8 protein-coding genes and 1 pseudogene are annotated in these 13,424 nt (G+C 44.3%); 3 read left to right on the forward strand and 6 right to left on the reverse strand.

Going from position 1 to position 13,424, the window contains the following annotated elements; translation table 11 throughout:
* Nucleotides 1-4: 4 nt before the first annotated feature.
* Both MKY42_RS17835 and MKY42_RS17840 read right to left on the reverse strand, forming a co-directional pair.
* Nucleotides 5-823, reverse strand: a complete 819-nt coding sequence (locus MKY42_RS17835) for a MerR family transcriptional regulator (protein ID WP_090899019.1) — start codon at nt 821-823, stop codon at nt 5-7.
* 843 nt (nt 824-1,666) lie between these two features.
* Nucleotides 1,667-2,032, reverse strand: coding sequence for a cupin domain-containing protein (locus MKY42_RS17840; protein ID WP_090899025.1), 366 nt, complete (start codon nt 2,030-2,032; stop codon nt 1,667-1,669).
* A gap of 141 nt (nt 2,033-2,173) precedes the next feature.
* Between MKY42_RS17840 and MKY42_RS17845 the strand changes: the two genes are divergently transcribed.
* A complete protein-coding gene (locus tag MKY42_RS17845; RefSeq protein ID WP_090899027.1) occupies nt 2,174-3,040 on the forward strand; it encodes a LysR family transcriptional regulator in 867 nt (288 codons plus the stop codon).
* A gap of 18 nt (nt 3,041-3,058) precedes the next feature.
* Here the strand turns inward: MKY42_RS17845 and MKY42_RS17850 are convergent.
* Together MKY42_RS17850 and MKY42_RS17855 are read right to left on the reverse strand one after the other, a co-directional pair.
* A pseudogene (locus MKY42_RS17850) lies at nt 3,059-3,157 on the reverse strand (FAD-dependent oxidoreductase); the annotation flags it as partial.
* Nucleotides 3,158-3,172: 15 nt separating this feature from the next.
* Nucleotides 3,173-4,735, reverse strand: a complete 1,563-nt coding sequence (locus tag MKY42_RS17855; RefSeq protein ID WP_339843688.1) for an FAD-dependent monooxygenase — start codon at nt 4,733-4,735, stop codon at nt 3,173-3,175.
* Nucleotides 4,736-4,862: 127 nt separating this feature from the next.
* On the opposite strand from MKY42_RS17855, the gene MKY42_RS17860 reads away from it, so the two are divergent.
* Nucleotides 4,863-5,501, forward strand: coding sequence for a TetR/AcrR family transcriptional regulator (locus MKY42_RS17860; RefSeq protein ID WP_339843690.1), 639 nt, complete (start codon nt 4,863-4,865; stop codon nt 5,499-5,501).
* 241 nt (nt 5,502-5,742) lie between these two features.
* Here the strand turns inward: MKY42_RS17860 and MKY42_RS17865 are convergent, their stop codons facing one another.
* Nucleotides 5,743-7,095 carry a glucoamylase family protein gene (locus tag MKY42_RS17865; RefSeq protein WP_339843692.1) on the reverse strand — a complete coding sequence of 451 codons (1,353 nt, stop codon included), beginning with the start codon at nt 7,093-7,095 and terminating at the stop codon, nt 5,743-5,745.
* Between the two features lie 291 nt (nt 7,096-7,386).
* Between MKY42_RS17865 and MKY42_RS17870 the strand changes: the two genes are divergently transcribed.
* Nucleotides 7,387-7,941 (forward strand): stalk domain-containing protein, encoded by a 555-nt coding sequence (locus MKY42_RS17870; RefSeq protein ID WP_090899035.1) that lies wholly within the window; start codon nt 7,387-7,389, stop codon nt 7,939-7,941.
* Between the two features lie 166 nt (nt 7,942-8,107).
* On the opposite strand, the gene MKY42_RS17875 is transcribed toward MKY42_RS17870, so the two are convergent.
* On the reverse strand, nt 8,108-13,135 hold the full coding sequence (locus MKY42_RS17875) for a hypothetical protein (protein WP_339843695.1): 5,028 nt from the start codon (nt 13,133-13,135) through the stop codon (nt 8,108-8,110).
* Nucleotides 13,136-13,424 lie beyond the last annotated feature (289 nt).

Consider the following 13,424-nt stretch of genomic DNA (forward strand, 5'->3'; position numbering starts at 1 on the left):
TCAGTTATCTATTTCGTATTGGAATTTGGATTTCGATAAATTGTGCCTCTTGTTCTGGAGATAACGGCAAATATAGTTCCCTACCCGATTCATCTTCCTTGATCTGATAGTTGTTTTTCTCAATCCATTTCGCCAGATGAACACAGGCCGCCCCATCAAACTTGGAATTTGAATGAAAAGCCATCGTAGCCATCATCGGTTCAGGAGGAAGAGTCCGCAGTTGAAACGGCTCCGGGAATGATTGCAGCTCACAGGTTAAAAAATAACCAACTTCGAACTCAAACTCATCCTCTTTTCCGTCAATGTCTCTCCACAACACAACCTGAGGACCTTGAATCCATTGGCGAATTTCCTTTGTTACGAACTGATCAAACTTACGAAACAAAGTCGGAATGTCCTCTTCTCTGCCGCATGCTTTCTGAAAAAGAAACGGCTGAGCACCTTCTGCTTTGATTCGGATCTCTTGACCTGTTTCGACCTGTCCCTCTTCTTCTATAAGCTTCATACGCTCCTCAATCCTGACAAGTTTGGCTTGTTCTGTATCGATGATTTGTTGGATTTCGCTTCTTTTCAACCTAAACATGCCTTGAATATTCTCCAATGTAATTTCTTCCTGGAGCAACTGTGTAATTTGGGGCAAGGTGAAACCCAATTCCTTATAGATCAAGATTCGGTTGAGCTCAAGAAGCTGATCTGCGGAATAGTAACGATAACCCGTATCGTGATCCACTTTTCTCGGCTTAAGTATGCCAATCTGGTCATAATAGCGCAGTGTTTTTAAAGAGACCTTGCTTAGCCTGGAAAACACACTGATTTTGAACAAAATATCATCTCCAATCTATAACATAATGCGAGTATACAGTTTCCCGTGCAGGGGAAAGTCAAGGGTGTAGAGGCTTTTCATTTTGCGGGGGACGCTACGTCACATTCTATGATGAAAAAAATAGATAAAAGGAGTTCTAATTATGCCTGAAACCCATGTAAAGGAACAGTATAAAATACTGTTGATAGCATTACTAACGCAATGATCATGGGTCTAATTCCGTCAATCTTACCTATGTAATTTAAAATCTTGTCTATTGAAATCATACTGGTGAGAAAATACAAGAAATGATTTTTTGAAAAGAGGAAAGTTAGATGCGATTATCGGTTCTACAGATATTATTGAAAAGGGTTTCCAGATATTTCTAAGCAAGCTTTCTTGGATGGACAAATAAAATTGTGGAGGTTACGGGCACCATTTATGAAAAAGAATATCTGAACAGCCCATAGTAAAGTGGCCCCATCAAAATAACGAATGTTATCAACATCCAAATTCTTCTCGTTACAATCGGTAATTCCTCCAGGATTGCTTCACCTTCGTAATCTTTTAGAAGCATTGTGAATGATATATCCCACAGAAGAGCTGTCACGGTAACCATTTTCCACACAGAAGGATTTAGAATAGTGTTTTCCGTAACGTATTGCATTATAGCCAATCCTTTTCGCAATGGATATATTCAAATCCTTCCATATATAATGGCTATGTAATCGTTCATTTCGGTTATACTTTCTTCACCTCGCAACAAGCTCTTAATTCCATAAAAAAAGCCGCTGCATTAGCGACTTTCAATGGAACATTATTCTTGTATCCTGACAGTATGTTTGTGTTGTTTCATCAACTTCATTAGATCCAAATATCATTGACTGCTGTTAATTCTGACTCTGTCTCGCCAGTGTTTACTACGCCCCTAGGCTCAACCATCATGATATGACATTCCTGTTGAGCAAACGTTTTGTGTTCGACTCCTCTTGGTACAATAAACATCTCCCCTTGGGAAATCTTTACTTGGCCATCGCGGAAATAGATAAACATCTCCCCTTTGATCACGATAAATACCTCATCGGTATCTTGATGATCGTGCCATACAAAATCTCCTTTGATTTTAACCAATTTAAACTGATAATCATTCATTTCACCAATAACTTTCGGAGACCAATGTTCATTGAACTTAGATAATTTCTCTTCAAAATTAATAGGTTGGTAACTCATATTAAACACTCCTTTTTCAACCCATTGGCAATGGTGTTAATCCCTCTGATTCATTAAGTTTACATCCTATGATGCATCACGTAAAATCAAATAAAAGTATATAGATCATCATAATATGTGATGCAAAAGGAGAGGGCTGTTTTGGATATTAGGTCTTTGGAAGTGTTTAAGGCAGTAGCCATTGAACAAAGCATCACCAAGGCTGCTGAGAAATTGAATTATGTACAGTCCAACGTTACTGCACGAATACAACGTCTTGAGCAAGAATTGGGCGTTCCTCTGTTATATCGATATCATAAAAAGGTATCCTTAACGCCTGCAGGACGTGAGCTGTTGCCGCATGTAAACAAGTTGCTCTATGATTTCGAGGAAGCGATTGAGGCAGTTAAACTTTCTTCTGCCCCGCGGGGAACCTTGCGCATTGGAGCTATGGAGTCAACTGCTTCTACACGATTGCCATTGATCTTCACACAATATCACAAGAAATTTCCACAAGTAGAATTAAGCTTATATATGGCACCTACCGTAGATCAAGTAAGTACCATTCTCGAATATAAGGTAGACGGTGCATTTGTGGATGGACCCATTCTTCATCCGGAGATTGTTGAATACCCTGTGTTTGAAGAATCTCTAGTTTTGATTACGAGTTTCTCTCCCGAGCCCTTTCAATTAGAATCGATTTTACATGAACCACTGCTTTCGTCATTCGCGCATTGCATCTATTTGGGACGCTGGCAGCGATGGCTAGAGGATAATGGTTATGCTTCTATGAAGGTCATGGAATACGGCACACTAGAGGGTGTTCTTAAATGTGTCGAGAACGGGCTAGGAGTCACTGTTTTACCCGTGTCTATGGTTGAATCACGCATAGAGCAGGGGAAAATCAGCTGTCATCCATTACCGGAATCGTATGGAAAAGTGCCCACGGTGTTTATAAGACGACGTGACTCGTACATGACAAGTGCTCTCTCACAATTTATGGAGCTGGTGGGCATCACTAATTTTTGATTTATTTCCAGATGGTCACTAGCGTGTTTGGCGTGAGCCTTTCTCCGCCAGAATTGCCGCAGCCGCACCTGCGGCCTCGCCCATCGCAAAGCAATTCGGCATGACTCTGGCAGAGCCTTGGGTCGTTCGATCCTATGATATGCCACACAAAATCAAGTAATTCAGGATCGATGCGATATCATCAAGGGAGGTGCGCAGTGCGATATAACCGTCAGGACGAATCAATACAAGTTCTTTACTTGCGACATCGTAAATTCGATAGGCATTGCCTGCTGTGTCTATTATGCCTTCCAACGCCTCCACCTTCGATGGCAGGATATAATGCAAATGGAGTTCGTCGTTGGTAAAGTTCTTCAGAGAAGGATCGATGTAGTTTGTAAAAGCCAAAAGCGTCCAGTGTGGGCCGCGCAAGAGGTCAAAGACATTTCCTGCAAACCCGGTGCCTTGCAGTCCCGTAGCATTAGGAGCACGATCTCCAGGAAGTGAACGGGTAGCATTTGTTCGAGCAGACGGACGGGTAAGCGAACTAGACCGATAGGAAATGAGAAGCCCGCTCGTCAGATCGTCGGATATGGTGCTCAAGGATTGGGACAACCCTCCGCCTTCTGTCGCCGTTCCTATGACGCCTCCCATCTTCTTTGTGCTGTCTTTGAGCACGGCTTGAGCCACTGGGCGGCGCTCTTCATCGTACGTGTCGAGCAAGGCGGTGTCCGCTCCGCGTATGACAGCCGCCAGCTTCCAGCCGAGGTTGTATGCGTCCTGAATCCCCGTATTCATGCCTTGACCGCCGGCCGGAGAATGAACATGAGCAGCATCACCGGCAAGGAAGACCCGGCCATTGCGGTAACATTCAACCATACGAACGTTGACGCGGTAGATGGACAGCCAGGAAGCATCCGTGAGCTGAACACGTCCGGCCCCGGCGCGACGGTCAAACATAGCCTGATACACCTCTAACGACGGCTGTTCTGGTTCTTCAATGTCTACCGGAATTGTAGCCTGCAGCTGCCAAATATCGGATTTCGGCAGCGGTGTCACCCCGACCATCCCCTCCGAAGAAGTCCAGATATGAATATGGTCACGATCTAACCCTTCCAATCGTACATCGCCAAGATACCATCGCTCATGATCATGTGTTTCCCCAACCAACGGTAAGTGAATAAATTTGCGGATATTGCTTTTGCCCCCGTCAGCGCCGACTACATAAAGAGCACGAATTTGCTCTTCTCCTTGTGGTGTATTCACGGTTACCGATACACCATCCACATCCTGAACAAGCCCTACAGCTTCCATGCCCAACTCAATTTGACCGCCAAATACTGCATATCGGTCGCGCAACGCTTTTTCCACATCAAATTGAGCAATCCAGACCGGATCACGATAGGGTGTCTCAAGTTCGGCGCTGGCTGCAACGGTAATAGTCGGCTTCTCCACACTTCTGCCATCTGCGGTATAATAACGAACAGGTAAGTCCACAACACCTGTATCAACAATGTAGTGAACGGCTTCCAAATCATCGACGACTTCAAGCGAGCGAGGCTGGATTCCTTTGGCGCGAGATGCAACGTTATACACGGTGCTTCGATCAATAATACGATGGTTGACGTTTCGACGGGCAAGTTCGCAGGCAAGTGTAAGCCCTGTGGGTCCGGCCCCGACAATGAGAACATCAACAACAGACGGTATGGTATTCATGGATAAAAACCTCCTTGATCATTGATTTGATATGCTACATTTGTTACACTACACCGTACAGTGTAATTTGTAAAGCAGGGCTCTAATCAATTTCTGAAAGTATACCTATACAGGGGGAAACGTAAGAATGGATAATACGGAAAATAAGAAAATGCGCAAAGGCTCTTCAGAAAAACGAGCTAAAATAATTGCGGCGGCACGAGAGCTGTTTCTTTCAGAAGGGTTTGATCGTTCCAGCGTCGATGCGGTCGCAACTAAAGCGGGAGTTTCAAAACGGACAGTTTATGATTATTATGGCGACAAACAGAACCTACTGCTTGCCGTTGTTGAAGAATCCAGTTCGGCGGTTCTGGATATGATTGAGCAAGGGATTTCAGACCACCTCCTGGAATTCGAGGATCTTGAGCAGGCGCTCATCTTATTTTGTGAACAAATCGTAGCTTCTGCGAATGGTTCGTCCGATTACAAGGCTTTGATTCGTCTGGTTATGGTGGAAGCTGCCAACCTGCCAGACTCGTTTTTTGAAAGGCTGGATAACGCAACTGAAGAGGGGATTATCAGGAGGTTTACAGCTTTTGGACAAAACGGATTGCTCGATGTGATTGACCCTAAAATGGCTGCAAAGCACTTCGCTGCATTAACGTTTTTATTGGTATTCAATCAACCGGGAAAAATCGGAATATTAGAGGAGGAACAAACTCAACGTATTATCACTGAAGGCGTACGCGTCTTTCTTTGCGCTTATGCACCACAACGTAAGTCTTAAAATCGCCGTTGTGAATACCTTTTCTTTTTCCGGATACGATATTTTCATCGGTGATCGGGGGATCACCCTGTCTTCGCCAGCACCTGCAACGTAAATTTCATAATCCAATCGATCTACGACTTCATTATCATGGTAAACGCAAAAACGGAACGAAGCATGCCGATACCCTGCTTCGTTCCGCCCATCCTTTTATCTTCGTCCCATTCCGTTGAGTGAACTTGCTCTAATCTAAAGCAACCCTTTATTGAATGGAAAAAACTTCTTTTTTCAATAATTCTTCTGGCGTCTGCCCTATCACATCACTGTGAAAATAATCGCGTATAACGCCATCTTGAAGATAGTTAGCGATCGACACCATAATCATCCCTTGATCCAGTGCCAAATAGGCCTTGGCAATTTCACCAGTTTCAACATTAACGGAGTCATAGAACCCGTATTTGCCAACCATTTTGAAGTTCTTTAAAGCTTTGATGTTCTTTCGAACAGCTTCAGGAGCATAATCCAGGGCAAGGAATGTTGCGTGTGCTGTTACCGTTGCTCCATCTTTGTAACCTGAGGTACCTAACGGCGTTGCTGCAAACTCACTGTAACCTGTCGGAGTTGCAGAAGGTGAAAAGCCCCATGCGGCATACCCTTTTGCTTTGGCATATGCGATTTGCAATTCGACATGACGTTGGTTGTTCAAGCCCAAAGCTTGAGTACCCAGTTCTTTTTCCTTTATGACCATACCAGGCATAAGAGCCTCAAACATACTGCCTCCCCAGCTTGGCACGAACTTTTTATCCTTGTATACATAACTTCCTTCAAACACATCCACTCCATCGTACTTAACGGATTTACCTTGGGGAATCTGAGCTTGCCAATCCCATTCTTGAGGCAAGGTGCGATACATCTTCCACCAATGATCTTGGGGAACGTCACCTTTCCCAATCGCAATATAGCTGGCTAAGCGTGGTTCCGTATAAAACATCCCATAATGGTGCTCTGTCAGCGCGCCTTTAGCCACATCATAACCTCCGCGAAATTGACCGACTTCAGGATCATATAGCGGTGTATAATTCATATTTTCAACCAACTTGCTTGTTTGCCCATGAAGTTCTTCATAGGCTTGCCCAACGACCATTAAACCTGCGGATAACCAGCCATTATCGACTTGGGAAATAAATTGTCCCCAATCTTTCTTCACTGAACCGTCATCCGTGTTATACCAGTTATAGAATAGTCCGTTCCACTTTTCTAACTTTTCAAGCGAATTTAAAGTCGTTTGCAGGCGATGTACAGCTTCTTTCTTTGAAATAATACCCAATTGTTGGGCTGAAACGGTACTCATCATATACATTGCGATATTTGTGGGCGAAGTCCGTTTAGCTTCTTCTGTCCCGTTTTCAGTGAGCCGTACTTCATCGTAAGTCAAGCCGGTGTTCTGATCTGTATAGTCCTCAAAAAACGTATAAGTCTTATTTGCAATCGCTTTCAATTCTGCTCGAAATCCATTTAGATTGCTTGAGTCTTTCGCTGAAACCATAGAAGTTAAAGTTAAATTAGCCAACAGACAGCAAGTTAAAATAAAACTAAAAACTTTTATTTTTTTCATGATTTTCTCCCTTCAAATGAACTCGAAACGTTTCGTGTATATGTTATCATAAATTTACCATTTCGGTAAACAAAAAAAATAAAACGCTTACAAATGTTGATTTTAACAAGGTTTATTTATAAATATAAATTCGAAACGTTTCATTATATGTGCAATAAACCCATCTGTCAGGCAAAGTAGCTGACTCTGAAGACAACTCGTAAAATCTGCAAAAACTGGATTTAAAAGAAACATTCATCCGCTTTGTAGCGTTAATGTCATGTAAACCATATTACTTTAGGGGGCATCGAAATGAAGCGAGCTATTTCTTTATTGTTAATATTAACTTTTGTTGTCAGTTCTGCGTCCATTGCATCTGCCAAGGACCAATCTGCAAGGGAACTACCCTTTGATGAACGTGCGGCGAATATGTACAGCCCTTTACTAAAAAAATCCATCTTAAATGTAACGCATGACAACAAGCTAACTACAACGACGTATCAATCGATATATATTCCAGTGAAGGATATATTTAAATCAACCGCAGCAATAATTACATGGGATGGTAAGAAAAAAATAACGACAATTAAAAATCAAGGACAAGAGCTAATTCTCAATTTCTCGGGGAATACGGTCTTAGCTGAGCAGAATCAAGTTGTTATCCCTCAAGAGTGGGTACAATTGAAGAACGGAGTCTCCACCATTAATGCATTTGTCTTAACGTATATTTTTGAATATTACGCAGATGAATCGGATCATGAAAGAGTTGAATGGGAAGAACGACTTGAATTTTTGGATATTAAACAAACAACCGGGATCGCAGGAGTAGATCGAAATATGCATGTATTTGTTGAATTTAATGATTAACCTAGAGTTCTTGTAACTGAATCCTTTCTGAAGATACTGATATACGCCATTACTCAACAAAAAAGCCGAATGGATCGTTCTCATCCACTCGGCTCTTATGTTATTTTACAATCATTTGTTTAACATCACTTACCTTAGTTCCACTTCCATTCGCAATTCACTGCCATTATTCAGAAAGTGTCGGTTCACCTTGAGCTTCATTTGCAAGCAGCTCCGAATCATCGGAATGCCGTTCGAACATAACTGCATCAGCCCTCGTATAGATCATATCTGCAGGAAGCGTTGGCGGGTCTACCGTTGTAGGCGTAACCCTGGTTAACCGGACATACTCGCTGCCGTCACCCGTAAAGTCGAACGTTCCTAGATTAACCCAACCCGATGAGCCGACCGTTGCATCGATATAGGTGACCTCGGTACCCGTCTTATGCTTCACTTCCACTTTGACATGATTATCGTTACCCGTCGTATGGACGAGCTTGTAGATCGAGACCGTATATTTCCCCTCTGGAAACTGGCCTTTCCAAGTTGCGGATGATCCTTCAACTGTTGAGTAACGGGATTTAACCCCAATTTTGTATCCGGCTAAATTGCTTTGACTCCAAGACCCTTCTGTCGTGTACAACCCAGTTGTATTTGTACTGTCCACGATAACCGTTAGGTCCTTAATCGTGATGTTCAAAGGTGGTGTGGTTAAGGTCACACCATCAATCGTTACTGTGGCCCATACCTCAATGTGATTCGTATCCCCATCGAGATTTAGAAGGGTCAACAAGCCACTGCTATCCACTTCGGCCAGATCCGTACGATCAACGAAATACTGTACATTGGCCTGTGTTAGATCACCGATCAAACCGTTATCCAAATAGCCGGTTACGCTCAGCTGTGCGGTTTGAGTCATCTGCAGCTCGTTCCGATCAGACAGGATCACAGCAGACTCCAATTGCGGTATCTGGTTCGCGTCCACCCACATGATCGCATCGGCAACGACCCGAGACTTGTTGGCCTTGTTGGTTAGTTCCACGTACCCGCTATCGCCTGCAGCAAAAGGATAATCCCCTAGGTGCACCCAAGTACCATTCGCTGCTGTCTCATCAACAGTAACCGTCTCGGAGCCTCCGCTGTAATACACGGTAAATGAGGCATTCGTTGTCCAATTTTCACTCGCAGCGGTGATTTGCGGAATCTTGTAATACACACTGTAAGTGACACTTTCCGGCAGCTCAGGCCGCCATCTCATTTTGCTTGTCGCTGTGCCAGCCGTAGATTTGGCATACACATAGTTATCATAGTAATAGTTGTCAGCCGTCGTATCCCTTATCCAGACGCCTTCTGTCTCCGCCTCCGTATTATCCACTATGATAGATGAACTCTCCTGCCCATCGGGTTGGACTGGAGTTTCCGTAACCTGATCAGGCAGATAAAGTGTCCGCTTGCGGGTCTGTTTCCCCTCTGATTCCACGTAATACGTGAAGGTTTGGGATAAATCATTCACCCGTATCGACCATTCCATCGGGTATATCGTATCTGGGACGGTTGTATACGTAGCCCCGCCATCCAAGGAATAATGGATTGTCGCTGGTTTCGTCGTTTTGGCCTGCACATATGCATCATAGACCGTTTCGTCGGGTTTAACCATCAGCATGCCTTTAACCGCATCAATTGGACTGTGGGTATCAAAGAAATAGCTTGCATCCGATGGTTCAGCCGTTCTAACCTGATGCATCGGCACATCAATGTTAAGTCCTTCTACAATGATAGCGGTGATGCCCTTGCCTGAAACCGTGGCTTGAATGATTCCGCCACTCATAACTGCTTGCTCTGGTGTACCATTGTCGCGGATGATCGTTACGGTATAATCCTGTGTTGGGTTGAATCCAATGATTTGTTCATTCAATTCAATCGGAGTCTGAACTTCTTCTGACGATGCATTGCTTAGCCCGATGTAGAATTTATCACCGCTCTCACCCGTTATCCAATTCAATTGAGGATGGTTGGTCTTAATAATCCCCTTGGGCATCCAAAGCCAAACGTCGGAATTGCCATAAAATTGACCTGGTTTATTCCCATAGAGGTGATATTTGAACCATAAAAAATTCGTTTCAAATACGGAAGGAAATGTAATACTCCCGTTCGATTTTAATGATTGTTCGCTGATCAAATAATCCATCGTTTGCCCAAGCTGCCCCGGAATATGGTGGTAATAGATGGATGTAGCCCCGCTGGGGCCTTCCAGCGGAAAGTCTGATTCAAGTTGACTAACGGCGAAACCCTTATAGTAATAACCTGGATAACTGGAATATCGGCCAATAACCGCATTATGAGCAATATCCTGCAGCAGTTTATCCCCTGTATAAAGCGACAATCTCAGCATGAATGGAGCTTCCTGAGCATTCATCCGATAATAGCCGGTTGTACTTCCTGCTTCAAACGTCAATCCGCTCGGTGAAACCAGCCAACTCGCAGCTTGAACGCCTCCAGCTATATCTTCTGGAAGCTTGAGCCTAGGATATTGAAATTTACCACTTTCCGGCCAATGGAACGACTCCGCGTAATTATACGTCTCTGGCTGCGGAATCGTAACGTTTCCTTCAGGAACTGGACGAGCAACGAACATGGTTGCATACCGTTTGGCTTCCTTATAAGCGGCATTCAAATATTTGGGATCTTGAGTTTCCTCATATAGCTCCAAGATCTCCATCCACAGCTTGCTATAATAATAAATGAACTCATTTTTACTCACATCCACGGTTGCAGGCGTATCAATATATTGCAAGATATAACTATCGGCTGCATCCTTGGCAGCCTGCAAATACTGGGCCTCTCCTGTCATACGATACATCATCAGGGGTTGAATGACAGGCCCCCGGTCTTTCTGGTCAGGATCACGCATGAGGTACTCTTCCTGTGCCAGCGCCCCAATTCCTGCCGAAGTGCCCATCATCTGATTGACGGCGGCTACGCTTGAAACATCGAACGGCAGAGTAGCCATTTTCCATAAGGAAGGCACACCGTAAACTTTCTTCTGGGTCGGCGACCAACCGATACCGTTTCGCGATACGCCATACTGGACGGACGGCAGTGCTCTCGTATCGTATAGCTGGTCATCCCCAGTCAAATAGTAAGCCCCCAAAAGAACCGCATTCGAGCTTGTTCGGACGCTATCCTCGTTTTCGATATCAATAAAGCCCTTGGCACGGCTCCACCACCCGCTGGGTGACGGGACATAATTGACAGAGTCGTCCCCTTGCGGCTCAATCTTAAGCAAATCGATCATATTGAACATCGCGTCAGTGAGCGACTGATCTGACACATTTTCCCGGTATGCTGAATAACCGTACTCATTGCGAAGAATATCCGCGTAGGACTCATACAGATTGCTTTTTTGAGCGATTAGCCCCATATGAAATTGATAAGTGCTTTCTGCGGTCATTTGCGAATAAGTCCCTAATTGAGGCGCATACAGGATTGGCTGCACGCTGCCTTCGTTGTTGACCAGGCTCATGCCAAGCCGTTGTTTCGTAACGCCTCCCGTCGGTTCAAATTCAATCGGAAGCTCTGCCGAAGGTACAAAAACACCATACGTCAATGGATTTCCCGAACCATCATTTTTCTCAACCAGGCTCATCGGAGCGCTCAGCTCTCTCAAGCTTGTTGATTCCACCGTACCTACCATTTTGGCATGGGACCTGAATCCATTTAACACTTCATTGATGCCCGAGACTGCCTCTGTTGTGAAGGACTGATATCCTATAACATAATTGCCGTCGCGGCGAGGTGTAAAAGCAAAGGAAACATCTGGTTTATCCCCTGCCATGGACCAGTTCACTTCAAAATCGTAATCACTGCCATGCGTAGAATCGGTTAATACCGCCGTGTGGCTGTCTGGAAAATGGACCTCGTCGAATGTAATCCAGCGTTTGTTCATCGTATCGTAGTAATTGGTTCGGCTGCCCGCATTCCCATCCAATAAAACCCATTGCTCCTCAAGTCTTTCCGATACATTATTAATCGGCATCCAGTTTCCCGTGTCCGTGTTCTTGTAGAACATGTCACGAACGATGGATTTGCCCCCATCCCATGCTGCCTCATAGAAGGTCGCCTTATAGTTAGCATTTTCGATGCTGCCTTTTTCCGTGTAACTGAGATTCGCTAATGTGCGGCTCCGCAGCGGGGGCAACGGTGGTGCTTGCTGTCGGATATTTCCTTCGAACTTGACTGCATCGGCCCGTGTAATAATTGTCCCCGTCGTAGGTTGCGTTCGAGTCAGCCTGACAAATTCGCTATCATTACCACTAAACTCATACTCCCCGAGATCCACCCATCCAACCGATGGACCTGACGAAGGTCTTAGATCCATAAACTTGACATCCGTTATCCCGTTATGAACAATCTCAATTTTCACATTACTGTCTGCTTTATCCGCCCAATCCAGCTTATAGAACGATATTCTCGCCGTCCCTGCTTCCAAGCGCGGATTCCATGTGATCGTTCTACCTACAGCGTCTGTGTATTTGGAACTGGAATTATTGTATCCCTTCACTCCTGCGCTTGTGGTCCAATAAGGAGCGGAGAACCCGTTATTGACATTGCCTGAATCAACAGTGACGACATTATCAATTGTGAGGCTTCCATCATCAATGATGATCGTCTTATGTGGTTCTTTCTGCCTTATATTCCCTTCGAACTTGACCGCATCCGCACGCGTAAGGATCGTGTTCGTGGTGCCGGTAGACCGAGTCAATTTAACGAATTCTTCACCAACTCCGGAAAAATAGTACTCTCCCAAATCAACCCAACCTGCTGGAGCGCCAGATGAGGGTCTTAGATCCATAAAGACTACATCCGTCGTTCCATTATGAACAATTTCGATTTTCACATTGCTATCAGCCTTATCCGCCCAATCCAGCTTATAGAAAGATATTTTCGCGGTTCCTGCTTCCAAGCGTGGATTCCATGTGATCGTTCTGCCTGCTGTACTCGTATATTGGGTGCTTGAAAGATCATACCCCTTCACCCCTGTGCTTGTGGTCCAATTTGGAGCCGAATATCCATTGTTCTCGTTACCCGCATCAGGTGTCACAACATCATTAATCTTAATGCTCCCGTCATCGATGATAATGGTCTGATAAGGTAAGGTCTCCGCATAAGCGGCCCTTATTCCGATCAGGCTGGAAGGAACTACGATCGTCAACATGAAAACGATGAAGAAAAAAAGCTTCCTTTTGACCATACAACTCACAGCCTCTCCTATTAATGATAACGCTTCCATAAATGCATTGCCTCTTGCTCGAATGATCGTAAAAAAGCAATTAACCTAGTCTTCTGGCTAATCCCGCTCTGTCGTTTTTATCTTAGCATGTTACATCACGGTGAAATTTCTTTCATTTTAAGAATTTCTTATATGATTTTAAGTAAAAAAAGAAACCTACATCCTAATTGATTGCTCAGTTGCAGTCAGATAGAATATAGGTCTTCCAAGTGTT

Source organism: Paenibacillus sp. FSL W7-1088, from assembly GCF_037969855.1.
GTDB lineage: Bacteria > Bacillota > Bacilli > Paenibacillales > Paenibacillaceae > Paenibacillus.